This window comes from Paraburkholderia sp. C35, assembly GCF_003121405.1.
Lineage (GTDB): Bacteria > Pseudomonadota > Gammaproteobacteria > Burkholderiales > Burkholderiaceae > Paraburkholderia.
Genome location: NZ_QBUY01000005.1, coordinates 112,013 through 136,454, shown reverse-complemented (window position 1 = coordinate 136,454; position 24,442 = coordinate 112,013). Strand labels below are relative to the sequence as shown.

The following is a 24,442-nucleotide window of genomic DNA, read 5'->3' as shown; positions in this document are numbered from 1 at the left end:
ACCAACATACTCCGGGGCTCGAACGTGATATCCGATATTCTCCAGGCTTTTGTCTCCACGATCGTGTGGTCGCTGCCGCTTCTGATTGCGGCCGTCTTGACGCTTTTTTTCGTGTGGAAACGCTATACCGACGACCTGTGGTGGGCTGACTTCTGGGTCTGCGTGCCGCTGGTCGGCAAGATGCGCCGCTGGAAACAGCAAACTCATGGCATCGAAAACGTGGCGACGTGGAAGGACGCCGGCCTGCCGCCGGCAGAAGAGTCGCTGTGCTCGACCTACATCGACAAACTGCCGAAAGTCAACCAGACGGTTTTCGAGCGCGCCAGCGAGTATCTGAAGATCACCCATCAGAACGGACGCTCGCCGATGTCTGCGTTCATGTTCGTCGCGCTGATCATTCTGACGATCGCAGAAGCGGCCGGGACAGGGATGCTGATTGCACCGTTCGTCGCTAGCGAAATCACGGGCAACCAGATGGTATGGATCGGCTATGTGATCGCTACTGTGATGGCGGTCGGCCTGCTCGGACTCACGCATGCAGCAGGCGCCGCTGTGTATAAGCGCTCGGCGATCAAAAAAGCGCTCGGTTCCGTGAATGCGACGGTCGAGGGCTATACGGGGCATAAGATCAGCAGCGGCGACGATCAGGACGTCGACAGGGACGCATCGCCGAAAGTCCGCTTCGGCAGCCGCATTCTGGAAGGCGCGCATGATCGCGGTAGCCTCGTTGTGCCGGTTGTTGCCGTTACGTTGCTGGCCGTGCTTCTGATCGGCATCACCTGGATGCGAATCAAGGGCCTGCAGATCGAAATGACTAATCATGTCGCGGATCACGGCCAACTGGCAGTGAGCGGCGGCAGCAACCCCTTCCCCGCCGTGCCGGGTCTCGATGCCTCCACGCCGTTGCCGACGGACGTGGCCGACTCGTCGCGCGCTGCACAGCAGAACGTTGACCATGAACTGAGCAGCGAGATGTTCAGCCAAGGCATTGCCGGCGCGATCGTCCTCGCGATCATCTATGTGATCACGCAGGCACTCGGGTTCTTCCAGGCATTCGGCAGTTCGTTTATCGGCGATGGCAAGAACGCCTATCGGCAGACCTTTGGCCATACTAGCTTCCAGAGCTACCAGGCGAAACACATCAAGCCTGCGCTCGATCGCGGCAACATGCGTCTGACCGACCTTCGATCACACCTCGGCCGAGAAGAGCCGAAATATCGGGAAAATGTGTCGAAGCTGAGCTGCAACGCCTACTACCGGCGCAAGGTGGACGAGGAAACGGCCCCCACGTCCGTCGCTCAATACACGCAGCAAAGCGATGCTACCGCTGCGCCTGCTGTTGTCGCGCAACCGTCTCAAGCGCCCCTCCAGCAAGAAGCAGTCGTCAACGTCGCGCAGGCGGCAGACGCACTGCCGATCTTCAGCGATGTCGCGCGAATCGCAGAGCGCATCGTGGATGAGCCTGATCAAGAGCGTCGCAAGGTGATTCTCGACATTGCCGCCGAAGGTTCGGCGGAACGCCGCAGTTCGCTTCTTGCCGCCGTGCAGGCCCTCAAGGCGCACCGTAAGGCCGCCGCCGAACAGGCGCGTCTCGAAGACGATATCCTTGGAGATCTCTGATGCGCCAATCGATCAAGGCACTGCGTTCGTTCGCGGTTGGCGCCGGCCTTTTGCTGTCGGCCGCGATGCCCGCTCACGCGGGTCTGACGAACAACGTTCCCAGTTGCTATGCGGCGAACAGGATCGCGCCGCCGCAGGTTCCGTACGACCAGCTCATCTACGTGCTGATCGACCAGACGGTGCAGCTCGACGCGACCTTGCAGAAGTCGGTGCTCGACAATGTGCAGTCGATGCTCAAACCTGGGACGAAGTTCGTCATCGCCGAGTTTTCGGCCTTTTCGCAAGGGCACTATCTCAACGTACTGCATACGGGTGTCATCGAACGTCCGATTCCTGCAGCCGATGAAGGCAATGTCGTGATGAGCCGTCTGCGGGATTTCCATACCTGCATGCAGCAACAACTCGCGTACGGCCAGAGACTCGCGCTCGCGACCACCGCACAAGTGCTGAAATCCGGCACATCGAGCCTCGATCAGTCGGACATCCTGATGGCGCTAAAGAGCGTGTCGCCCGCCGTCGCCCAGGAAAAGGCCACGCACAAGCTGGTCTTCGTCGTCACGGACGGGCTGGAAAATTCTAGCGTGACCAGCTTCTACGCACGCAACGCGGTGCGACGTGTCAATGTCGATGTCGAACTGAAGAAAGCGCAGGACAATAATCTCTTCGGTGACTTCGGATCGGCACGCGTGTACGTGCTCGGCGCCGGCGTGATGCAGCCCGCCTCCAATGGATCGACTGCTGAGCGCAACGGCTATCGGGACCCGAAGACCTTGATGGATCTGAAACAGTTCTGGAGCGGGTATTTTTCGCGGTCGAACGCGCAGCTTGTCGAGTTCGGCGCACCCGCGCTACTCGAACCGCTGTCGTGGTAGGTCGAAAACACAGAGCCATCAATCGGTGTTCACGATGCACACAACAACAATCGCCGCATCGCTTGTCGCTGCTGCGGGGCTCGAAGGTTGCGCTACCAGAGCGACCCTCGCAGAGGGTCTCGAGCCGCTCTACGATGGACCTGTGGTCCGCTTGCGCCACGCGCCCGGCCCCTCCGCTTCGAAACTATTGGTATAACCTCTGGAAAACATAGGATATCGGTCTTGGACCCTATAACTGGACTCGTGCATTCTTACTCCATCGTCACTTTTTTCTCACGGAGAGAATCATGAAATCCCGCTTCCTCGCTGCACTGATTATCGCCGGCGCTGTCGCCAGTCCTGTATTTGCAGCTACCGATGCGCCGGCGCTGACCCGCGCGCAAGTTCGCGCCGAACTCGCGCAACTGCGAGCCGCCGGCTATGACCAGTCTCGCGGCGAAGACCCAAGCTACCCCGCCGAGATACAAGCGGCCGAAGCACGTGTCGCTGCCCAGCATGGGAACGACAACAGCTATGGCGGCGTCAACGCAGAGGGCTCATCTTCAGTCGGCGCTCGCAAGATCGCGCGTCATCTGGACAACGACGGCATGCAACCGATCTATTTCGGCCAGTGAGGATCGGAGGCTTGATGGGCCGGGCGATTCTTCAAACATGTCGATGTCTTGTGTGAAGATTCGCCGGTCGCTTCAGCCTGCCAGGCCGACCGATTCCCTGCACAATGCGACCGTGCGGAAACGATATATTTCACATACGCCCGGCGACTAGAATTATTAGCAGTTTGCCTCTGTCGGGGTTACGCACGCGCCAGGCAAGGAGGTGCACATGATTAACACGCAAACCGCGCGTCTCTTCGCCCGGTACAAGGCATGGGCCGACGAACTGCTCTTCACCAGTGTTTCGCAATTGCCTGCCGCGGAAGTGAAAGCGACCCGACAGACTCTTTTCAAGTCGATTCTCGGTACGCTGAATCACAACTACGTAGTCGATTTGATCTGGAAGGCAAACCTGCTAGGAGAACCGCACGGCTTTAGCCGGCGTGACGAGATCCTTCATCCCGAACTGAACGATCTCTTTCAGGCGCAACGGCGCGAAAATCAATGGTTCGAAGAATGGGCGGCGAAGCAGACTGAGTCGTCGCTAGCCGAAGTCGTTCCGTTCAAGTATGTGTCAGGGCAAGAATTCGCGATGTCGCGAGGTGCGATGCTCATGCATCTCGTGAATCACGCCTCGTATCATCGCGGGTGGGTTTGCGAAATGTTCTTCGAGATTCCTGCAAAACCACCCGTCACAGATCTGCCTGTTTTTCTGGAGTCGCATCCGGCTTTTGACAGTCCTCGCGACGCCGACAGCCATCACGCGAGCGCGTAGGGACCAACAGCTTCAATCGCTGCGCGTCAGGCCGGTTGCGAGTGAATGCGCGTTAGAAATGCATTCAGATTGGCATATGTCCTGTCGAGTCCGCCACGTTGACGCGCATCCTCCAGCGGAAAGCTCATCACGATGTCGACAGCCGTAAATGTTTCTCCGGCAAACCATGGGCGCCCGGCTAGCACGGCGTCCATCCAGGCGAGATGGCCAGCGAACGATTTCCGAACATTCGTCGCTGCCGCCTGTCCCGCTTCTCCAATTTCCTCCGCCAGTGAGGTTGAAGATGCTCGCGACAATCGCCAACACAGATATCTTTTTCTCCGACGAAGGTCGATTGAATCCCGTCGTTTTCATACATGGACTGGGCGGGCAGTCAACGAACTGGGCTTATCAACGTCGCTATTTTCAGCGCGACTATCGGGTGATTTGCCCGGACCTTCCTGGTCACGGTGCTTCGTCGGGACGTGACCTTTCGTTCCAGCGCTTCGCCGCTATCGTCATTGCGTTGCTCGATGCGTTACAGCTGCCCCGCTACGCGCTGGTTGGTCTCTCTACGGGTGCGCGCGTGGCTCTCTCTGTTGCTGCTGCACGCCCCGATGCAGTAGCCTGCGTGACCGCTATCAACACGTTCGTGAATCTCACACCACGAGATCTGAGCACGCGCATCGCGATCTACGACCTTCTCCTCCAGGAGGACCACGCAGACAGTTGGGCAACGGTTCTACTTCGCGAAATGAACGTCCAGGAAGACTCAGCGATCGAACGAGGCTTTCGACGAGCCGCCGCAGCGAGCGACCCAATCCATATCCGTCGAATCTTTCGAGAAATGGCCGGGTGGGACCAGAACGATGAATTGAAGAACGTCTCCTGTCAGGCCCAGATTATTCGCGGCTCGCTCGACAAGTTCGTGCCTTCCTATTGCACCGAAGATCTCGCTTCGAGGCTGCGCGCGGTTCAGGTCGATGTCCTCGAAGGCCTCGGTCACTTGCCCTATCTCGAGGACCCAATCCGGTTCAATGACTGCCTGCAGCGATTTCTGCAAGCGAAAGCCAGTTGGTGACGATTGTCCCAGCGAAAACTTGAGCCGTTCGAGCATAAACTTGAGCTGTATAGAACTGGTTTTCCGGTTGGCGAAGCAGACAATACCGGCAACCTTACCGGAGAGCATAATGAGCCGCTTGCAGCTTCACACCGCAGATACAGCCCCGTCTGACAGTCGTCCTTTTCTTGAACGTTCGCTGGCAAACAACGGCTTTCTTCCCAATCTCGTCGCAACGCTCGCCAACTCGCCAGCGGCAACTTCGGCTTATTTCACCCTCGGAGAAATCAACGCGAAGGGCTCGTTGTCGCTGGCAGAACGAGAGATTATCCAGATCGTCGCCGCGACGATACATGGTTGCGGCTTTTGTGTCGCGGGCCACACCGCCGTTGCGCTCAAGAAGGCTCAATTACCTGACGCTATCGTTCAGGCCGCTCGACATGGTGAGCCGATAGAAGACCTCCGCTTGAATGCCGTGGCGTCATTGACGCGAGACATCATCGCATCGCGAGGTGCAGTGTCAGATTCTGCACTTGCAGCCTTCAGAGAGGCTGGCTTCGACGATCGAAATGCTCTCGATGTCGTGCTGGGCGTCAGCCTCGCCACGCTGTGCAACTTTGCGAACAACCTCGCAGGCACGGAGTTGAATCCGCAGATGAACAACTATCGGTGGGAGCCGGCAAAATCGTGACTTCGCGCTAACGCGTGAGTGCAAGACTTGACACGTTGGCAGCGTGATCTAGTCAAATCACATCGATGTAAGGTGCAATGTCTCGTGCGGGAACAATCAGCGCATCTCCCCGGACGGGACGCTGCATCTTCGGCATAGGTGGCAGATCACAGATAATGGTCGCCAGTTCGTTTATTGGACGTTGACCATCACTGTCTTCATCACGAAGGACCATCATATGCTCGTCATCGAGCAGCATCACAAACGTCAGCGAATTGCTTTCAAGGATTTTCTCAATTTCGCGTGCGGAAAATGGCCCCTTTAGATCTATTGTTTCCCCGCTGCTCTTGAACAGCCGCCTCATTTTCGCCTCCTGATTCTCTCGCATCGGAACTAGGAACTCTGCAAACAAGGCCCTCGATAAAACCACGCGGCATAGGTCAAAGTATCAAACACCCGACTAAAGCGGAAACTTTCACGACCTCCTGGCTTTCCCGCTGGAAACACTCCGACCGCGCGCACAGTGGTATTTCATCTTGCTACGCACCTTCTTCATTTGAGTCGTATTTTGCCAGGCGAACCCGCTCCGCTATAGAAGAATCCCATCAATATTGGACATTCTTATCGTAACGCCTGAGGCAATCGTCAGGGTCTCCGACCCGCCTTCCAGACCTTAGGCGTGGTGCCGACGATTTGCGAGAACACGCGAATGAAATGGCTCTGATCTGCGAATCCGGTTGCTGACGCAATCTCGGATGCAGTCATCTCACCCCGCTCCAGCATGATTTTGGCCAGTGCGACCCTGCGTAGCAGAAGCCACCGATGCGGCGGCACGCCCGTCGACTGCCTGAAGGCACGGGCGAAATGATAGGGCGACATGCCGCACTCCTTTCCAAGCAGCGCCAGGCTGACATCACCGGAGAGATTCTGGTCGATGAGTTCTTTCGCTCGCGCGAGGTCTCTCGGTGAGAGGCCGCCCCTGAAACCCACGGGTTTTGCGGAAATATTTCCATACCGCCACGATAGATGGGCGAACATTGCCTCCATCAGACCTGACAGGAATAACAGGTTCGCTTGCTCCGGATGCGTGAGTGCCGGACGCATCAGCAGGCTCAGCTGATATGCGACCGGGTCCATCGTTCCGTTTGGGATCACGACGTCGTGGACCAGTGGTGCGTCTCCGTCGTCAGCCATCGCTGCAAGGCTCTCTTTCGGAAAGTAAATCTGCAGCGAATCGAGCCTTCCGCCGTAGTATCCCGTGGGCTCCTGCTCCAGATTCACCACGGAGATCGTTCCGGCCGGCAGAGGTCCGACGGGGATTGATTTCCCTGCCAACCATAATTCGTGAACCAGCGGCTGGAAGAGGATGCAAACTATGTAGGCCGGACGCGCCGGAATGGGGAGCGTCTTCCCGATACCCTCATCCCCACACAGCATATGCGTCGCAGCGAAGAATGCACCGGGGCGGAGGTGGGTCGTGATAGATGGGGCACTCTTCAGCCGGAACCTGTTCGCAATGCCGTCGCCGTACGCCTGATTCAATTGCATCGTGCCTCCTGCGATATCCGGTTCGTGGTCGAGGGCGTGCCTTGAATCGATGCCTGCCGCTCTCACCAGTCTCACCTCTGAGAAACACACATCAGCCGAATAAAGCGTAGGTCTCTACCAGCGGCAAGTTCAATGGCCTGCGGATCTTCCTGGGTCGTGGGTATTCGCGCAGCATTCGCACAACTCGCCAACGCTGCGAGCGAACTAAGCACATTCCTTTCGATCCACCGAAATTCTGCGCAGACCTCACCCTACGTCATAGAACGATGCATCGCCATGTATCAGCCTGCGAGCCAGATACTCCGTTTCAGATTGCGGTGCAAAGTTAAATATTTCTTGTGACGCTAATGTTCTAATGAAACTGTCATTGCAGTGCACGGCTTTATCAGTTTCTTCAAAAACCCGACTGTGGCTGTTAACGCTTTGATCGCGACGCCTGTTCCCGCCAGCGTTTGGGTGTCAAACCCGTCGCCTTGCGGAACACCGTCGTGAAATGCGCCTGCGTATGAAACCCCACTGCATAAGCAATGTGCACGATCGGCAAGCGACCTTCCGCGAGTAACGATTTGGCAGAGGCCAGTCGCTTTTCCGTCAGATACGCATGCGGGCTCAATCCCGTCGCAAGCTTGAATTGCGCTGCAAAGTGCATTCGGCTCAAGCCCGCGCGCTGTGCGAGGTCTGTCAGGCTAATCTGCTCGCCGAGATTGTCTTCGATGTATTCAATTGTGCGCTTCAACCTCCACGGAGCCAGCCCCTGACGAAGTCCATCGTCTGAGAATTCGTTCTGAAACTCCATTGCCCGCGCGAGGATCGCCATGCCAAGGCTTTCGCAATAGAGGCCAGAAAATGGACTTCGCAAGCTCGTTGCTTCAAGCAAAGTACATCCCAGCTTGCCCATCACAGTATCCGGGGCGAACCCTGGGTCTGACAGGTGATATTCGGCTGGGCAGCTGCATTGCTGCAACTCCTCATAGGTCGAGACGAGAATTGACCGCGGTATAAATACGTGAATTGCTTCAACTGGTCTTTTGAAGTTGCAACGGATTTCTTCTCCCGGTGCTGCGATTTGTGTTCCGCCAAAGCCTCCCGTGCCCTTTGTTATGCGCTTTCCATTTCGAAAGCAGTCGACGATAGTGTTTCGCAGCAGTACTTCAATGATGTAATGCTCTTCAAGCACTGGCGCGCTCAACTGTCGCTCATGTTCTGCAGCATCACGCCAGAACGCAATAGAAATGCGTGACGCTGTGAGCTGGATGTGGGAAGACTTTCGCCAATCCGCCTCTTCTTCGAGCGAGTGACCTGGATCTCCTGGCTTTCCGACCCCAGCCTCGCAAGCAAACATGTCTGGATACATTGCACTGCCTCTCAATCGAATCCAATACGCACTACTGATTTAATTATCCTCAATTCACACGGATACTAATCACACGACTAGGATTGCAGCGTGAAATTCAGGCAGCTAAGTGGCGGCTCTCTATCCGCGCACAGGCGGAGGGCGACTCCGCACGTATCGGCCACATTTAAATTTATCGGATCTAGCTGCGTGGGTGAGCGCAAGACAATAACATAGGGACTTTGTCCCCTACGCGCGACATAGCTCCGCACGCCCGTAGCCATCTCTGTCGTCGCCAGCGTTGCGTCGCTTACCAGAACGACACGCGTCTGTTCGAAATCGACCGTTCCCATGCATACACCAACTGTGTCCGCCTCCGAACAGCGCACGCCCTCGAGTTCGAAGAGTTGTTGGTATCGAACAAGGGACGCTGGAACGTCGACAACTGCGACGTAAATCGAATCCATGCCAGTCACGCCATTGGGATGCAACCGGATATCACCGTCAGGAACTCGAGCGATGCGAGGCGTGATGTCGCAGCAAGCGAATGGAAGTTCTCTTGAAGCTGGCCATCCAGCTTCCCACTGCAAATCAAAACCCTCGACGGTCCTTCTGGACCCGCCAATAGGCCCGGTCATCTGAACGTCGTGTCTTTGCGCACGATCAAGTAGGCCTGCAAGGTCCCGCATGCTCACAGCGAAATCTACAAGACCCTCACCGTCTGTCTCCAGAATGTTTTGCCAACGGTCTTCCGGTGAATGCGCGGTCCACTCGATCAACTCGATGAACGATCCATCACCCAATACAATCAACGCGTTTCGCGTCGGTGCATGTCCGTGTTCTCCGCCAGCAATGACATGAAAACCCAGCGCACGATAAGCGCGACTCGCCTCGGCAAGATCCCGTACCGCGACGACCACATGGTCGATTTGCAATGTCGGGTTCACGACAGGCACTCCTTCAAATACTCACTGATCGAAACAAGTTCGAAATCGTATCAATCCGATGCAGCTGGATCGGGATCGCCCTGTATTGGCTCGTATCCACCCTCTGCAGTGTGAGTCTCTTCGCCCGCAAGGGCCGGCGTGAATACACAGACCAGTCGAAGGTCGCCTTTGATCGCACGCACGAGATGGCGGTCATGCTTATCGAGGACATAGACGCTACCGGGTCCGAGCTGAAACGTCTCGCCGCTCGTGAGGTCTACAACCTCGCCTTCGCCAGCGAAGCAATAATTTGCCTCCACATGGTGCCGATACTGCAGCTCCATCTGTGTGCCCTCTTCGACTGTCGTATCGTGGAGGGAAAAACCTACGCCGTCGGCCGCCACGACCAATCGCTTGCTGTCCCAGCCTTCCCCGCGAACGTGCCTCTGTGTTCCAACGGTCGTCTCGACATCACGTACTAACATGTCATGTTCCTCTCACGACTGCGCGCATTCGTTGCTGGCTCACGCAAGGCGACGCAACGTATTCCTACTTGCCACGCGCGACGAACACTTTCTCGTCGATCCATCTGTCGCCAGCCAGGCGATACACCGTGTACGGCGCCGCAGCGAGGTCACCGTTATTGTCGAATGCAATCGGCCCCGTCAAACCACTCATGCTCGTCTTTCGCACCGCCTGCAGTACGTCGGCGGCTTTGGCAGATTGGGCAGTCAGTACGGCCTGCACGATCACCGAAGTTGCATCGTAGGTGTAGGGACCTTGAAATCCTTCCATCTTTGCCTTGAATCGCGCCTCATAACGCGACGCGAAATCTTTTGCCGGCATTTTGTCCGATGGCAATCCAGGCTGGATCGTGACCGTGCCTTCACCGTCTCCGTGCGCAAGGTTCAGGAAGGTGTTGTTGTTGAATCCTTCACCGGCGAGCGTCGCATTCATGCCCAGACTGCGCATCCGTCTGACGATCTGGCCGGCTTGCGCATCGAAACCGCCGAACACAACCACGTCGGCATTCTGCGAGCGTATCCGGGTCAAAACGGCGCTGAAATCAACGGTCTTATCCGTCACGTACTCGCGCGCAACGATAGCGACGTGACGTTGGCTGATGAACTCGCTCACGTGGTCCGCGAGTCCCGCACCAAAATCCGTTCTGTCGTCAATGATTGCAACACGCCTCGCCTGAAGATCTTCGACGATATAACGCCCTAACTCGGCGCCCGCAACCGCGTCCTGCCCGACCACTCTGAACGACGACCGTTTCCCTCGAAGCGTATAGGCAGCGCTCGTGGAACTTGGACTGACCTCCGCAATCTGCGCGCCGTCGTACACGTTCGACGCGGCAATGCTGCACCCGGAATTGAAATGCCCCACTACGCCAGCCACCGACATGTCGGCAAAGCGCTGCGCGACCTGACTCGCAATCCGTGGGTCGGCCTGGTCATCTAGCGGCACCAACTCGAATGAAACGGGACGTTCGGCTATCCTGGGATGCCGGTCGTTCGCATCTTCGATTGCGAACCGCGCTGCGTTTTCCATTTCTTTTCCGTCGGCGGCAGACGGACCCGTCAGCGGTGCTGCAAATCCAATTCGAACGACAATCACATCCTCTGCCTGCGTGCCCTGACACGATAGCGCCCCCAACGCGATCACTGCTCCGCCGATGAAGTGCCGCGACGTGGTCATGAACCAGCTCATGATCTGCTCCCGATGAACAAGACTCCCCTAGTTCAACGGCGCGGTGTAGAAGCACAGGTTTTGCTGCATCGCGCATATCCATACAATAGAAACAAGCATCGCGAAATGCAAACAATTTTCTTAGAAAAATCCAATTGTCTGCATTCAATCATTCAATTAAGCGCATACATTTTTCTCCATTGCATTCGCGCGGTTGTCGCCCGCTTTGGCGCTATTTCAGAGCCTTTTGCTATTGTTCACATGTTTTGATCGCTTCAATCAGTGTTCGATGTATGCATCGCTTCAATTAAATTCGTCATATTCCGCTCAGAGCGCTTCATCTTTTCAAGCGAAGCGGATGCAGACACTCACGCACAAAAGCGGAGCAGATGTCAAAAATGTTGCATACAATAAGAACAGATTGCTCCGGGCGAGGTGCGAAATGTTGCGAACATCTGGCTGGACTCCCGTCCTTGAAGATGGGAACGGTCCTACGTATCTGGCAATCGCAAATGCCGTCGCCGAAAGCATCAACAACGGCGAACTCCGCGTCGGCGACAGACTGCCTCCACAACGCGCACTCGCCGCATCTCTCGGCATCGACTTCACCACGGTTAGCAGGGGCTACGCCGAGGCCCAGCGACGCGGCCTGCTCGAGGCTCGCGTGGGCCGCGGCACCTACGTAAAAGCAGTACATCGTCCACCTGCCGTCCCGACGAACGTGTCTGGCATCGACATGCTGATCAATCAGCCGCCGCCATTCGACGATCCCGCACTGGAAAAACGTATCTGGGAAGGCATACCCGCCATGCTGGCCGAGCGCGGGATGGACATGCTGATGCGCTATCAGGTGCCTGGCGGAGCCATGAGAGACCGTCTGGTGGGCGCAAACTGGCTTGCAAGGCGTATGCACGGGCTTGGGCCTGATCGCGTGCTCGTGTGCCCTGGCGCACAGGGTGCGCTGCTTGCTGTCTGCCTGATGCTGGCAAGCACCGGCGACACCCTTTGTGTCGAAGCGCTGACCTACCCCGGGTGCATTCTGCTTGCAAAGGAACTCGGTATCCGCCTGTCCGCCGTCGAGATGGACGAGCACGGCGCGATACCTGAATCACTCGATGCGGTGTGCCGGTCCGACAAGCCAAAAGCATTCTATTGCACGCCGATCGTTCATAACCCCACTACGATTACGATGCCCCTGGACCGGCGCATTGCATTGATTGAAGTAGCGCGCCGTCATAACCTGCCCATTATCGAAGACGATAACTATTGGCCGCTCGTCAACTCGCCCGATGACTCCGACGATGCGTTGCGCGAACTCCCCAGTCTTGCATCGCTTGCGCCCGAACTGGTCTATTACATTTCCGGTCTTGCGAAATGCGTTTCGCCCGCATTGCGGATCGCCTATCTGGCCGTTCCTGATCAAAACGCTGCGGAACGAGCTTCTGTCGTCATACGTGCGACGGCCTCCATGGCGGCACCATTGAGCGCAGCAGTCGCGACCTACTGGATCGAATCTGGCCTCGCAGACGAGATGCTTCGCGCGACCCGCACAGAAAGCGACGCTCGCCAGGCTATCGCGCGTCGATATCTCGGTGCGGACCTTGAAAACCGGCATAGCCACGGTTTTCATGTATGGCTGCCATTGCCCATGCCCTGGACGCGCAATGCATTCATCACTCAACTGAAGCTCTCGGGTATATCCGTTGCCGGCACCGATGCCTTTGCGGTTTCCGAGGCCCCCGATGGCGTTAGGCTCTGTCTGGGCGCACCGAGAACACGCAACGATCTTGAGAATTGCCTGCACAGAATCGCTGACATCCTGCATCTGAAATCATATGAACCGAGTCAGGTCATCTGATGCCTGTGGCGCAGTACGCAGAAATGTTCAGGCGCAGAGCGTCGGGGTTGCTCGAAACAACTAGATATCCAGCGTAACGCCTTCACGATTGAGCGTTCCGTCTTCGAGGTGAGGACCGGGATGCGGCCGCGCGATACAGATCAGCGCTTCACCCGGTTCCACGTCGTGCGCCGGCGCCTCGGAGTAATCGACTTCACCTTTGACGACTCGCGTCACGCAAGTGCCGCTACTGCCCGACCGGCAGGCATAAAGCGGCTGGAGTCCATTGGCTTCAGCCAGTTCGAGCAGACTGCCAGCCTTTGGCCTCCAGATTGCGGGCTTGCCACTTTTCGCGAACGTGACCACGACACCCTCGCTGTTGTCCACTTCCGCAGTCGGTTCGATCCGGCGCGCCACTGACGCCGGGCCGAAGCTCTCAAGGTGGATTCTGGAATCTCGCACGCCTAGCGACAGCAGTGCGTCGTACACGCTCTGCATGAAGCCCGGCGGCCCGCAGAGATAAACCTCGTAATCATCGAGGGGAAGCACTTTTCGCAAAAGCGTCCGGTCGATACGCCCCTCGCTGTGATAGGTTTTTCCAGGTACATCGTCTTCAGATGGCCGACTGAACACCGTATGGAGAATCAGGTTGGCGTGAAGCTCTGCTTTCTTCGCGAGATGCGCTGCGAACGCCTGTTGCCTGCTATTAACGGCGGAATGTATGAAGTAGATTGGCTTGTGGAGCAGCGTACGGCCATCGTTGACCAGTTGGCTATTGAGCATTGCGATAACGGGTGTAATGCCAACTCCAGCGGAGATAAGCGCCAGAGGTCGCCCTGCTGCTTCATCGAATACGAATGCGCCGCGCGGTGCGAGTGTCTCAATGGTATCGCCAGCCGTAATGTGGTCGTGCAAATAGTCGGAGCATCCGCCGTTGCCTTCTCGCTTGACGCTGATACGGTAGGTTCGCCCGTTCGATGCGTCCGACAGCGTGTAGGTTCGGGTTGCGGGTTCGGCCCAATCAGGCGGCTGCACCCTGATAGGCAGATACTGCCCTGCCTGGTAAGTCACGAGGCCGCTACCGTCCGTTGGCGCAAGAATGAAAGAGCGAATAGTTGTGCTCTCGTCGACGGTCTCGAGCACCTTGAACGGTCGCCAGACGGTACGTAGGCGCTCTGCTTCCAGCGTCTTGGCAACGTCATCCCAATGACCAGTACGCTCGAGGAGCGGCGAGTAGTCCGGCGCAGTGAAGGTGCATGGCAGGCTTGCTTCGACACGGCATACTTCGTCAATGTGATAGCGAAAGAGGCGCTGCGCGCCAGTAAAGGCACGGATCTCAGGACCGTCCCAGATAACCTCTGCGTGAGCGGCAAGGTAGAGCATGTCGCCACTCTCAAAGTCGACGAACATCAACCCCGCGTGACTGTCGAATTGCCAGTTGCCAATCGTATTGAAGATAAAGTTGCCGACAAAGTCCGGCGCCGTCAGCGTATGGTCGTCATCAATACGCACGAAGCCGGGCCGTCCGCCGCGGTGGGACACATCTGCGCCTGTTGCGACCGCATCCCTTTCCTGCAGAAGGACACTTGCAACAAAATAGGTATCGGCTCTGGAAATAATGGCCGAGGCCGAGGCATCCAGGTGGCGACTGCGATGAACCGGCCGTGACTCCGGTAAAAGCGGGTCGCGATGAAAAGAAAGCTCTCGCCCCTGAATATATTGCGGGCAGATTCCTAACGTCTGCCGGACGTCGATCGTGAAGCCATCGGGCAGCAATGCCCCAACCGTGCCTATCATGCGATTACGGCGGCGGGTATGAAACTGCACGCCGAGCAACGCGACTTCCGCGCCGGGCATGAGCGTGTCATTAAGTGGGTCCCCGTAAAGCGCGCGTGCGCGAACCTTGACTGCAATGTCAGTGGTGGGATCGACGAAACCGGGCTCGCCAACCAGCAACGAGGCCCAAGGTCGCCCAGCCCGGTCGACGGACGCCATGAAAACGTACGGCAGCAGCGGGAAGAACTCCCTCTGTTGGGGCGTCAGGTAGCGGCGAACAGCGCGCCGCCCCTGGACGTCTATTTTTTCACGAACGCCGACTCGTTCTTGCACGGCCAGTTCGCCGTCGTGGAATGGCGAACGCTCAAGGTCCCAACCTGGTGAAGGAGGAACGGTTGAACTGCTCATGACGTTGCTCCCTACGTCTCACCGGCTGACGCCAAACTTCGGGATGTAGTTCGATAGTGCACGTCTTCAGGCGTTTAAGCCAGCCGCGGTCTTCTGAAATTCCACGAATCCCGGCAGTGCCTCAATTCGTCGCAACCACGCGGTGACATTCGGATAGTCCTTCAGATCGACGTTACCTTCGGGTGCCCGCGCGATATAGCTGTATAGCGCCACGTCAGCGACAGTCGGGTGATCGTGTGAAATGAATTCGTGCCCGTCCAGTTCCGCCTCGATGAGCTTCAATATGCCGTGAGCGCGGCCAATGACCTGCTCCGGATCGTACTTCGCTCCGAAGACCGTGATTAAACGCGCTGCGGCAGGACCATGCGCAATCTCCCCCGCAGCCACGGACAGCCAGCGCTGGATGGCGGCAGCAGCCTGCGGAGACTCCGGCAACCAGTCTTCCTTGCCATACTTCTTCGCAGCATAGATGAGAATGGCATTCGAGTCAGAGATAGCGACGCCATCGTCGACCAGCACGGGGACTTGCCCAAAGCGGTTGAGCTTGAGAAAGTCGGGGGCCTTATGTGCGCCTTTCATCAGGTCGACCTCGACCAGTTCCGGTTGCAAACCTATGAGGGATAGAAAAAGTCGGGCGCGGTGTGAGTGACCGGACAGCGGATGATAATAGAGCTTCATGGCTTTCTCTCAGGATGAAATGGAACATGGAAGCGCTGCGGATGCCGTCACAGTCCTAGATCACTTAGCCCGGCGTGACCGTCAGGACGGCGACCGAGCGGCCAATGGAATAGCCTCTCTTCTTCTTTGATCGGGAGATCATTGATGCACGCGAAGCGACGAATCATCAGGCCGCTATCGTTGAACTCCCAGTTCTCGTTGCCGTATGAACGAAACCAGTTTCTGGAGTCATCGTGGGACTCGTAGGCGAAGCGCACGGCAATCCGGTTACCTGTAAACGCCCACAATTCCTTGATCAGCCGGTAGTCCAGTTCGCGCTGCCATTTGCGCGTAAGCAGGGCAACGATCTCCGCTCGCCCATTGGCGAACTCGGCGCGATTTCGCCAGCGCGAATCGATGGAGTAAGCAAGCGAAACCCGCTCAGGGTCACGTGTGTTCCATCCATCTTCTGCAAGCCGCACCTTCAATGTGGCGGTTTCGTTGTCGAATGGGGGACACGGAGGGCGTACGTCTTCCGACATCATTCACCTCCTGCGCAGGCAAAAGGAAGTCAATAAATGACAGGCGATAGACCATCGATACCGATCGCCGCCACTACTTTTTCTTGGGCCGTGAAAACTGCTTTGGTACGACGAAGTTCACCACTGCGCTGTCGAGCGTCTCGTGATTCGCATCCACGAGTTCGACCAGAACCTTGTGCGGTCCGACAGGCAGGCCCACGATAATAAGTGGCTCCCCGCTCGCATCGGCCCAATGCCAAGGCGCGTCGTCCACTGTGACGTGAATCTGACCGATGCGCGGCGAGTCATCGAGTGCCTTAGGGCCGAAGACGGGTACGATATGAAGGTTCTCTGCGCGGTACTGGATAAAAACAAAGCCTTTCGATAGAGGATCAGGCAATGGTGGATCGACCACGAGTCGCGCGGGAGGCTCGTTTTCCAGCGGAACCACAGGGTCCGCTCCACGTATGTCTCGCGCGCTCTGTCCGAAGGCGCAACCGGCCCACAAGAAGACAGTCGCACCGGCGATACCAGCCAAAGTCCGATTCACGGCAGTCCTCCATAGCTCACGTCACATGCTTCGCAGGCCGTTGATTGCGTCATGCCGCTTATCAAGCTGTCGATGGCGAGTATAGGTTGCAACCTTCGCAGGTTTTTACCCATACGCACGGCAGAAACAGGGATTTTTTCCGATTCAAGCGCTCGTCGCGTCGCGACGGATCGGCACGTGCCAACCCACGATCTGTAGCGCATGCAGCGGCATTCGAGGCACACACGACTCCCGTGCAAACGTGAAGCTTTTGCGTGCAAAATCGAAATACTTTGGCCGCGACCGACGACTAACCTCAATGCATCCTCAAGCCGATGCAGGGGGCGTCATGAAAGAGATTATTGAGGGGTTTCTACGGTTCCAGAAAGAGGTCTTCCCGGAACGAGCCGAGCTCTTCAAAAAGCTCTCCCGTGCCCAAGCTCCCACCGCGCTATTCGTCACGTGCTCAGACAGTCGCTTCGTACCCGAAATGGTCACGCAGCGCGAGCCCGGTGACATTTTCGTGATCCGCAATGCCGGCAACATCGTGCCCGCTTACGGCGGCGAGCCAGGTGGCGTCTCCGCAACCGTGGAGTATGCGGTTTCGGTTCTGGCAGTTGCCGATATCGTTGTGTGCGGACACTCGGACTGCGGTGCGATGACCGCCATCGCCACTCACAAAGACCTTAAGCATCTTCCTGCCGTTGCTGGGTGGTTGCGTCATGCGGACGCGGCCGCCGCAATCAATGACTCGCATCAACATGCATCACCCGCCGACGCGCTGAATTCCATGGTGCGTGAGAACGTCATTGCGCAGCTAACCAATCTCAGGACTCATCCATCTGTTGCACTGGCGCTCTCAAACGGTGCGGTGCGGCTACATGGGTGGGTATATGACATCGAAACCGGTTCAATCGTTGCCTTGAATTGGGAAAGCCGCTGCTTTGTGCCGCTTTCCGAGTATCCGGAAGCGTGTGCAACACCTGTCATGTCAGCGTCCCGTCTACCGTAAATCGTTACTGATAGAGGATCCATCATGCTTCAGACACTTGTCTCATCGACTGCCCGCGAACAGCTTACCGACAAGGTTCTTGCATCGAAAGCGAGTAAAGGATTGTCGTGGCAAGACCTGACTGAGGGAACGGGACTGAGTCTGGTCTTCCTGACGGCGGCACTCCTTGGTCAGCATCCGATATCGAAAGAGGCAGCGGAGACGGTATGCCGACGGCTCGAACTCGATGACGAGGCAGTCGCGCTGCTGCAACAGGTTCCGCTACGCGGCAGTATCCCGGGCGGCGTACCGAGTGACCCGACCGTCTACCGCTTCTACGAGATGATTCAAATCTACGGGACGACGTTGAAATCGCTTGTACATGAAATGTTCGGCGACGGCATTATTAGCGCAATCAACTTCAGAATGGATATACAGAAGGTAGCGGACCCCGAAGGCGGGGAACGAGCCGTCATCACCTTAAATGGCAAGTTCCTGCCCACCAAGCCATTCTAGATAGTCGTTGATGTTCACCCTCATTTTGCAGATGCATTTCGACGTTATCGAGGAGTCTGACAAGTGAACTTCAATCCTGATAATACGGCTGTCGTGATGATTGACCCGCAAAACGACGTGCTGAGTCCGAAGGGAACAGTTTGGGCTGCCGTCGGTGCTAGCGTCACGGAGAACGGGACAGTAGCGAACCTGGAGCGAGTATTGAAGGCGGCAAAAGCTAAAGGTATCGATGTATTCATATCGCCCCACTACTTCTACCCAACCGATTCGGGCTGGAAATTGAACGGCCCGGTTGAAGCGGGAGAGCTTGACGCAGGGACGTTCGCAAGGCGCGGACAACTCACGCTCCAGGACTTCGAAGGCTCAGGTGCGGACTGGGTCGAGTCGTTGAAACCCTACATCGAGGACGGCAAGACAGTCGTCGTCAGCCCACATAAGGTCTTTGGACCACAAACCAATGATCTAGTGCTTCAAATCAGAAAGCGCGGGTTACAAAAGATATTACTCTGCGGGATGATCGCCAATCTCTGCGTCGAATCGCATCTTCGCGATTTTCTCGAACAAGGTTTCGAGGTCACGGTGATATCCGATGCGACGGCCGGTCCGCGGCATCCGGAATGGGGCGACGGGTACAAGGCAGCGATGGTGAACTATCAGTTCCTAGCTCACGCTGTCTTGCCAACAGATGAGGTGGTCAAGTTGCTTGGATGATAGACAGATGCGTCCCGACCATTTCCCATCCGTCGAGCGCGCTCCGGCACGGCTTTCATCGGATCGACGCATCCGGGATGCAATGACCTGCATGACGGAGGTGCTAATGGGCGAGCACTCAACGTCAGATCACCTCGTATCTCCACCGAGACAGCGGCTGCCCAAATTCCGCGCGTGCGACTTCGCCGCGGCGGCCGTCGCATCCGAGCCAGTCCGACCGGTCATCGGACCGACCCGGTTCCATATTGTCGAGCGATTGTCGCGCGAAACACTTTCCGTTTACTGGAGTGACGCCCGGACGGGACTTTACGCCGATCAGTTGTGGAGATTGGGTCGAGCACGCATTCGTTCGTTTTGCGTGTTGACGGGTGCGGCTATCCAGATTGGTGATCTCGTCTATCGCCCCAAATCACAAAGCGCGGGGAGTCCTGCCAATCGCGACTTCATGATACTTGCGGCGATGGTCCACGATGAATTCTCAGAAGCGAGTTAGCTTTGACAGCACCTGTGACTAGCCTCGACGACGCTAACGCTTTTAGGTGCCCCAGCGCGCCCGCCGAAAACCCCAGACACTGATCATCGCCGCCACGATAATACCCGCAGAGACGATTGCAAATGCGGCTTCGAGATTCATATGCCACACCGTCACTGCGACTGACGCGGCAAGCGCAAAACTGAATCGGGCGATAGCAGCCATCATTGGCCAACCGACACGGCCTGCGCCCTGCCCCGCAAAATAAAGCTCCGAGATCACAGCGATCAACCCATAAACAGGACCCACCATACGGAAGTAGTTTGCACCGACTTCGACAATAGCCGGGTCCTGTGTGAAGAGGTTTATCCAGAGTCGGGGGACAAAAGCCATCAATAGTCCCAGTCCTTCGAGCATGATGGCCACGAAGATCGCATTAAGCAACGCCGCGCGTCTGGCACGGGCGACGTTTCCCGCACCAAGACTGGTTCCTACCATCACCAGTGCTGCCGTCCCGAAACCAAACATGACGGGAATCAACAGCATGTCGAGTCGAGACGCAATGCCGTATCCTGCGATTGCCGACACGCCGAATGCACCTGCCGCGGCCGTCACTGCGCTGATGGAGAAAGTTGTCATCAATGCGTTAGTGGTAGAAGGAAATCCCACAGCCAGAATCGCGCGAAAGTGGGCGCGATTCAGGGGATATCGCCGCAGTTGCAACGTGGCCCGCTTTGAACGCATATAGGCAATCTCCGCGGCAAGCGCGCCAACGTTGCAAATGACCTGTGCGATACCGGCACCCGCCACACCGAGCGCCGGCAGACCGAATTTCCCCGATATGAGAGCGGGTGAAAGGATAAGGCCGGCGACCACACTCCCCAATATCATCAACGCCGGCGTTTTGACGTTGCCGGAACCCCGCAATGCAGATTGCAGAAGTGCGAGCATCCAGTACGGAATAGCGCCCGCAAAAAGAATGTTGGAGTACAGGATGGCTTGTCGAAGTGATTGCTCAACGCCACCGAGGTATCGGTATATTGCCGGGCCAATCGCAATGGCGGTAAACGAAAACAGCGCGCCTGCGACCGTTGCGATCACCACTGCGTGCCATGCGATGCTTTCGGCCTCGTCATAACGACCGGCGCCACGCGCGCGCGCAATCGCTGAAGATACCCCGCCGCCGATTCCGCCATTTGCGACCATGGTCATCGTCAGCATGACGGGCACAACCATGGATGCAGCAGCGATGGCATCCGCACCGAGCGTACTCACAAAGTATGTTTCGGCAATGCCTAATACTGTCGTCATCAAAAGCACGGCGACGGTCGGCAAAGCGAGTCGGACAAGCGTGGACAGTATGGGGCCGTGCAGCAGTCGATTCGTCGACCGGATGGCTTTGTCTGAATGTACGGGACTGTGCGTTGTGACTGTGGTGAGGCGTTCAGAGGTCGGCGTTTGGAATGGCGTCATCTATTCGTTCTTGGCGTTGTCGTACGATGCTGGTACTAAAGCTGCCGTCCGTATAGGCGTCGAACTGGAAGCACGCCTGGAGCAAGTGCGGAGCGGCAAGAACAAATGAGCCCGCCTTCCTCGCGTGGTATAGAAGGTTTTTGCGCAAGCCACGCGATGAAGTTGTCTCTGAGAATCAGGCAATGAAACCATCGGCCCTTGCGCAAGTGCGTCAGGAACCGATGGCTTTTATCATTACGATTGACACTCGAATCACGCTATGCCGCAAATCGAGGAAGTCCAGGTTGCGAATTAAATCTGCGCCGAGCCGCCGTCGACAAACAGTTCGCTTCCATTGACGAAACTGCTTTCGTCGGATGCAAGGAATAGTGCTGCGCTGGCGGTTTCGTCAGGGTTACCCAGGCGCCCGAGCGGCGTCGTTGCCTGAACCGCGCTCAGCATGCCTTCGTGTACATCATTCGACGGAGCCAGGTTATGCCAGCCCGGCGTCGACGTCGCGCCCGGCACGAGAACATTGATGCGAATCTTGCGCGGTGCAAGGTCCAGAATCCAGCTGCGTGCGAAATTGCGGATGGCCGCCTTGCTCGCGCTGTAGACGCTAAATGCCGGGATACCCGTCACGGCCGACGTCGAGCCCGTGAGAACAATGGATGCACCATCCTTGAGAAGCGGCAGCGCTTTCTGCACAGTGAAGAGCGTGCCTTTCACGTTGATCGCGAAGGTCTTGTCGAAATGCTCTTCGGTGATATCGCCGAGCGCCGCGAACTCGCCACCGCCAGCATTTGCGACGAGGACATCGATGACGCCTGCTTCTTCCCTGATTGTCGCGTAGAGGCGGTCAAGGTCGGCGAGGTTCGATACGTCCCCCTGGATTCCCCGCGCACTGCCGCCAACTTCGGCAACAGCCTTGTCCAGTTCTTCCTGACGACGACCCGTCATGAAAACGCGCGCGCCTTCCATCACGAAGCGCCTGGCGATTGCGAGCCCGATCCCGCTGTTCGCACCAGTGACCAATGCAACTTTCCCTGTAAGCCTTCCCATCTCGACACTCCAATTACCTTTCGAGGTCGCATTATGGATCGGTACATTCTGATAAGATAGTACCTACCTAAAGGTAAGTGTGAGGTTGTTTGATGGAACTGCGTTCGGACAGTTGCGGATTAGAGGTGGCGTTGACGGTGATCGGCGGGAAGTGGAAACCGTTGGTGCTCTTTCATCTCGCCCATGGCCCCCGTCGCTTTGGCGAGTTGAAGCGGCTCGTGACGGGCATCAGCGAAAAGGTCCTGATCCAGCAATTGCGGGAGCTTGCTGACGATGGCGTCGTCACTCGCCGGGACTATCAGACAGTTCCGCCTAAGGTGGATTACGAAATGACCCCATTTGGTCATTCGTTGGCGAAGGCGTTGAAACCGCTTTGCGCCTGGGGCGATGAAAACCGTCTGAGGATTACCGCGTTGCAAGAGGAAGCACAGTCGGCTGCTGCCTGACATTGGGTGGAATAGCGCCCGCGTCTCAGTGTTCTTGTTACGAGAATGCTGTCTTCTGCTGTGTCCCGTTTCTGGAATTCAGGCAAGCGCACATACTCGGCGCCATCAATCACGAACGACGTGATTCCGAATTCAACCGGCGAGGCACCTCATGGCAACCGCAGCGCACACCCACCCGTCCGACATCGACTTCTATTATTGGCCAACCCCCAACGGGCAGAAGGTTGCCATCTTCCTCGAAGAGGCGCAGGTGAGTTATCGGGTGCATCCCATCGATATCAGCAAAGGGATGCAGTTTGCTCCAGCGTTCGAAAAGATTTCGCCAAACAACCGGATGCCCGCTATCGTCGACCGTCAGCTCGATGCGTCGGTTTTCGAGTCGGGTGCCATCTTGCTGCATCTCGCAGAAAAGACCGGCCAGTTCATTCCTGCCAATCCGCAAGGCCGGATTGAGGTTCTGCAGTGGTTGTTCTGGCAGATGGGCGGTCTCGGCCCGATTCTGGGTCAAACGGTGTTTTTCCGTCACTACGCATCCGAACCGGTGCGGCTGGCGATCGACCGGTTCACCAAAGAAACGACGCGCCTCTACAATGTACTGAACAAGCAACTGGCCGACCGTGAATACATCGCGAATGAGTATTCGATTGCTGACATGGCGGCTTATCCGTGGGTGCTTCAGTATGCAAAGCAAGGCATCTCCATCGACGACTTCCCGCATGTCGCGCGATGGCTCAAGCGCATTGAGAATCGGCCAGCCGTCAAACGCGCATACACGTTGGCAGAGGCGGTGCGCCCCTCACAAATGACCGATGAGCAGCGCAAACAACTGTTTGCGCTGCAAAAGCAAACGGCTTGATGAGAAAGTGGCATCGCAAGGGGGACAGTGAAGCGTTCGCCCTTGCGTGACTGACTTCTATTGTGCTGGATCAACCAGTACTTTCATTTTTCGCCCCGCTCGCAGTTCCTCGAAACCGTCTGCGAGCACATTTTCCAGCGGCACCGTTTCCACCCAGCCTGTGGTCCGATAATGTCCGCGCTCCATCAGGTCGATCACGCTCTTATAGTCCTTGCCTGTGTAGCAGAGCGTGCCCTGTATGCGCCGCTCACGCATAACGGTCTCGAGTAACGGTGTCAGCATCGGTTTGTCGTAGATCGCAACACTCACGAGTGTCCGATGTTCGCCGAGCGATTTCAGCGCGGTCGCAACAGCTGCGGGAACACCTGCGGCGTCGTACGCTGCATCGACGCCTTCACCGTTGGTTCTATCGGCGATAAGCGTCGGCACGTCGACGCTCGTGGGATCGATCGTGCGTGCGCCTAGTCCTTCGATCGCCTTGCGCCGGGTCGCCGAAGGTTCGACAACGTCGATCTCGGTTACGCCCATCCCGCGCAATGCGAACCACAGGCCAATGCCGATCGGACCCGCGCCGAAGATCAGCGTTCGACTCTCGTCGTTCACGTCTCCAAGCGTAGCGGCGTGATAGGCGACCGCCATCGGCTCAACCAGTGCGCCCATCTCGACAGGCACGTTCCCGGGAAGCTTGTGAACCATGTGACCCGGTACGACTGCATATTCCGCCATGCCGCCATCGGATGAAAGTCCCTGGAAGCCCACGCAACTGCACACGTTATAGAATCCGGATCGGCACGGCCTGCACGTGCCGCAACGAATAACCGGTTCGATCGCGACGTTATCTCCTTCCCGTATGCCCGTGACGTCAGGCCCGACCTCGACGACAGTTCCAGAGAACTCATGCCCGATCACGACCGGCAACGTTCTCCCCGTAAGTGGATGCGGCTCAGTCTTTGGAATCAGGACTGGACCGTCGAAGTATTCGTGAATGTCGGTGCCACAGATGCCGTTTCGACTTACCTTGATCTTCACTTCGCCTTTCGATGGAGACGGCTCGGGAACATCGTCAATGGTGATCTGGCGATTACCGTAGTAAACAGCAGCTTTCATAGTGAACGACTCCTTCTGTTAAATACAGAATTC

Annotated in this window: 28 protein-coding genes; 14 read left to right on the top strand and 14 right to left on the bottom strand. The window is 57.0% G+C overall.

The annotated features are described in order from the left end of the window. Window positions 1-24 precede the first annotated feature (24 nt). From DK391_RS05150 to DK391_RS05135, 4 genes are all read left to right on the top strand, one after another. On the top strand, window positions 25-1,620 hold the full coding sequence (locus DK391_RS05150; protein WP_109476910.1) for a hypothetical protein: 1,596 nt from the start codon (window positions 25-27) through the stop codon (window positions 1,618-1,620). Continuing rightward, window positions 1,620-2,492 (top strand): hypothetical protein, encoded by an 873-nt coding sequence (locus DK391_RS05145; protein WP_109476909.1) that lies wholly within the window; start codon window positions 1,620-1,622, stop codon window positions 2,490-2,492. Before DK391_RS05150 ends, DK391_RS05145 begins: the two co-directional genes overlap by 1 nt. Window positions 2,493-2,779: 287 nt before the next feature. Beyond that, the gene (locus DK391_RS05140; protein WP_109476908.1) at window positions 2,780-3,106 is read left to right on the top strand and encodes a DUF4148 domain-containing protein; all 327 of its coding nucleotides are present in this window, start codon (window positions 2,780-2,782) and stop codon (window positions 3,104-3,106) included. 208 nt (window positions 3,107-3,314) lie between these two features. Then, window positions 3,315-3,860 carry a DinB family protein gene (locus DK391_RS05135; protein ID WP_109476907.1) on the top strand — a complete coding sequence of 182 codons (546 nt, stop codon included), beginning with the start codon at window positions 3,315-3,317 and terminating at the stop codon, window positions 3,858-3,860. Window positions 3,861-3,886: 26 nt separating this feature from the next. On the opposite strand, the gene DK391_RS05130 is transcribed toward DK391_RS05135, so the two are convergent. After that, window positions 3,887-4,156, bottom strand: a complete 270-nt coding sequence (locus DK391_RS05130) for a glutathione S-transferase C-terminal domain-containing protein (protein WP_239482709.1) — start codon at window positions 4,154-4,156, stop codon at window positions 3,887-3,889. Here DK391_RS05130 and DK391_RS05125 point away from each other — a divergent pair. Together DK391_RS05125 and DK391_RS05120 are read left to right on the top strand one after the other, a co-directional pair. Continuing rightward, window positions 4,144-4,920 carry an alpha/beta hydrolase gene (locus tag DK391_RS05125; protein WP_162600680.1) on the top strand — a complete coding sequence of 259 codons (777 nt, stop codon included), beginning with the start codon at window positions 4,144-4,146 and terminating at the stop codon, window positions 4,918-4,920. The two genes, DK391_RS05130 and DK391_RS05125, sit on opposite strands and share 13 nt — an antisense overlap. 109 nt (window positions 4,921-5,029) lie before the next feature. Continuing rightward, entirely contained in the window at window positions 5,030-5,590 is a 561-nt protein-coding gene (locus DK391_RS05120; protein ID WP_109476905.1) for a carboxymuconolactone decarboxylase family protein, read from the top strand. Window positions 5,591-5,642: 52 nt separating this feature from the next. Here the strand turns inward: DK391_RS05120 and DK391_RS05115 are convergent, their stop codons facing one another. The 6 genes from DK391_RS05115 to DK391_RS05090 all read right to left on the bottom strand — a co-directional run bounded on the left by DK391_RS05115 (window position 5,643) and on the right by DK391_RS05090 (window position 11,089). Next, window positions 5,643-5,933 (bottom strand): hypothetical protein, encoded by a 291-nt coding sequence (locus DK391_RS05115; RefSeq protein WP_162600679.1) that lies wholly within the window; start codon window positions 5,931-5,933, stop codon window positions 5,643-5,645. 281 nt (window positions 5,934-6,214) lie between these two features. Next, complete coding sequence (locus DK391_RS05110; RefSeq protein ID WP_109476903.1) at window positions 6,215-7,117, bottom strand: AraC family transcriptional regulator; 903 nt, start codon at window positions 7,115-7,117, stop codon at window positions 6,215-6,217. Between the two features lie 415 nt (window positions 7,118-7,532). After that, complete coding sequence (locus DK391_RS45205) at window positions 7,533-8,471, bottom strand: AraC family transcriptional regulator (RefSeq protein ID WP_239482708.1); 939 nt, start codon at window positions 8,469-8,471, stop codon at window positions 7,533-7,535. A gap of 77 nt (window positions 8,472-8,548) precedes the next feature. Beyond that, on the bottom strand, window positions 8,549-9,397 hold the full coding sequence (locus tag DK391_RS05100) for a VOC family protein (RefSeq protein ID WP_162600678.1): 849 nt from the start codon (window positions 9,395-9,397) through the stop codon (window positions 8,549-8,551). Between the two features lie 50 nt (window positions 9,398-9,447). After that, on the bottom strand, window positions 9,448-9,861 hold the full coding sequence (locus DK391_RS05095) for an ectoine synthase (RefSeq protein ID WP_109476900.1): 414 nt from the start codon (window positions 9,859-9,861) through the stop codon (window positions 9,448-9,450). 64 nt (window positions 9,862-9,925) lie between these two features. Further along, window positions 9,926-11,089 carry a branched-chain amino acid ABC transporter substrate-binding protein gene (locus DK391_RS05090; RefSeq protein ID WP_109476899.1) on the bottom strand — a complete coding sequence of 388 codons (1,164 nt, stop codon included), beginning with the start codon at window positions 11,087-11,089 and terminating at the stop codon, window positions 9,926-9,928. Between the two features lie 12 nt (window positions 11,090-11,101). On the opposite strand from DK391_RS05090, the gene DK391_RS44120 reads away from it, so the two are divergent. Then, window positions 11,102-11,338 (top strand): hypothetical protein, encoded by a 237-nt coding sequence (locus DK391_RS44120; protein WP_162600677.1) that lies wholly within the window; start codon window positions 11,102-11,104, stop codon window positions 11,336-11,338. A 172-nt stretch (window positions 11,339-11,510) separates the two neighbouring features. Continuing rightward, the gene (locus tag DK391_RS05085; RefSeq protein ID WP_162600676.1) at window positions 11,511-12,926 is read left to right on the top strand and encodes a PLP-dependent aminotransferase family protein; all 1,416 of its coding nucleotides are present in this window, start codon (window positions 11,511-11,513) and stop codon (window positions 12,924-12,926) included. 60 nt (window positions 12,927-12,986) lie between these two features. Here the strand turns inward: DK391_RS05085 and DK391_RS05080 are convergent, their stop codons facing one another. The 4 genes from DK391_RS05080 to DK391_RS05065 form a co-directional block, all read right to left on the bottom strand. Then, entirely contained in the window at window positions 12,987-15,089 is a 2,103-nt protein-coding gene (locus DK391_RS05080) for a 2Fe-2S iron-sulfur cluster-binding protein (RefSeq protein WP_109476897.1), read from the bottom strand. Window positions 15,090-15,155: 66 nt separating this feature from the next. Continuing rightward, window positions 15,156-15,767 carry a glutathione S-transferase gene (locus DK391_RS05075; protein WP_109476896.1) on the bottom strand — a complete coding sequence of 204 codons (612 nt, stop codon included), beginning with the start codon at window positions 15,765-15,767 and terminating at the stop codon, window positions 15,156-15,158. Between the two features lie 47 nt (window positions 15,768-15,814). After that, window positions 15,815-16,288, bottom strand: a complete 474-nt coding sequence (locus DK391_RS05070; RefSeq protein ID WP_109476895.1) for a nuclear transport factor 2 family protein — start codon at window positions 16,286-16,288, stop codon at window positions 15,815-15,817. Window positions 16,289-16,361: 73 nt separating this feature from the next. Next, window positions 16,362-16,817, bottom strand: a complete 456-nt coding sequence (locus DK391_RS05065) for a DUF6130 family protein (protein WP_109476894.1) — start codon at window positions 16,815-16,817, stop codon at window positions 16,362-16,364. Between the two features lie 328 nt (window positions 16,818-17,145). Between DK391_RS05065 and DK391_RS05060 the strand changes: the two genes are divergently transcribed. The 4 genes from DK391_RS05060 (at window position 17,146) to DK391_RS05045 (ending at window position 19,507) form a co-directional block, all read left to right on the top strand. After that, on the top strand, window positions 17,146-17,808 hold the full coding sequence (locus tag DK391_RS05060; protein ID WP_109476985.1) for a carbonic anhydrase: 663 nt from the start codon (window positions 17,146-17,148) through the stop codon (window positions 17,806-17,808). 24 nt (window positions 17,809-17,832) lie between these two features. Then, window positions 17,833-18,303, top strand: a complete 471-nt coding sequence (cynS, locus tag DK391_RS05055; RefSeq protein WP_109476893.1) for a cyanase — start codon at window positions 17,833-17,835, stop codon at window positions 18,301-18,303. A gap of 63 nt (window positions 18,304-18,366) precedes the next feature. Beyond that, complete coding sequence (locus tag DK391_RS05050) at window positions 18,367-19,014, top strand: cysteine hydrolase (protein ID WP_109476892.1); 648 nt, start codon at window positions 18,367-18,369, stop codon at window positions 19,012-19,014. Continuing rightward, window positions 18,989-19,507, top strand: a complete 519-nt coding sequence (locus DK391_RS05045; RefSeq protein ID WP_343225261.1) for a DUF3331 domain-containing protein — start codon at window positions 18,989-18,991, stop codon at window positions 19,505-19,507. Before DK391_RS05050 ends, DK391_RS05045 begins: the two co-directional genes overlap by 26 nt. A gap of 42 nt (window positions 19,508-19,549) precedes the next feature. Here the strand turns inward: DK391_RS05045 and DK391_RS05040 are convergent, their stop codons facing one another. Together DK391_RS05040 and DK391_RS05035 are read right to left on the bottom strand one after the other, a co-directional pair. Next, a complete protein-coding gene (locus DK391_RS05040; RefSeq protein ID WP_109476890.1) occupies window positions 19,550-20,959 on the bottom strand; it encodes an MATE family efflux transporter in 1,410 nt (469 codons plus the stop codon). Window positions 20,960-21,250: 291 nt separating this feature from the next. Then, window positions 21,251-22,000, bottom strand: a complete 750-nt coding sequence (locus DK391_RS05035; RefSeq protein WP_109476889.1) for a glucose 1-dehydrogenase — start codon at window positions 21,998-22,000, stop codon at window positions 21,251-21,253. A 92-nt stretch (window positions 22,001-22,092) separates the two neighbouring features. Here DK391_RS05035 and DK391_RS05030 point away from each other — a divergent pair, with 92 nt between their 5' ends. Both DK391_RS05030 and DK391_RS05025 read left to right on the top strand, forming a co-directional pair. Then, window positions 22,093-22,446: a helix-turn-helix domain-containing protein gene (locus DK391_RS05030; protein ID WP_109476888.1), complete on the top strand. Its 354-nt coding sequence runs from the start codon at window positions 22,093-22,095 to the stop codon at window positions 22,444-22,446. A 151-nt stretch (window positions 22,447-22,597) separates the two neighbouring features. Continuing rightward, a complete protein-coding gene (locus DK391_RS05025) occupies window positions 22,598-23,302 on the top strand; it encodes a glutathione binding-like protein (protein WP_109476887.1) in 705 nt (234 codons plus the stop codon). A 57-nt stretch (window positions 23,303-23,359) separates the two neighbouring features. Here DK391_RS05025 and DK391_RS05020 read toward each other — a convergent pair whose 3' ends face one another. After that, window positions 23,360-24,409 carry a 2,3-butanediol dehydrogenase gene (locus DK391_RS05020; protein ID WP_109476886.1) on the bottom strand — a complete coding sequence of 350 codons (1,050 nt, stop codon included), beginning with the start codon at window positions 24,407-24,409 and terminating at the stop codon, window positions 23,360-23,362. Window positions 24,410-24,442: the final 33 nt, after the last annotated feature.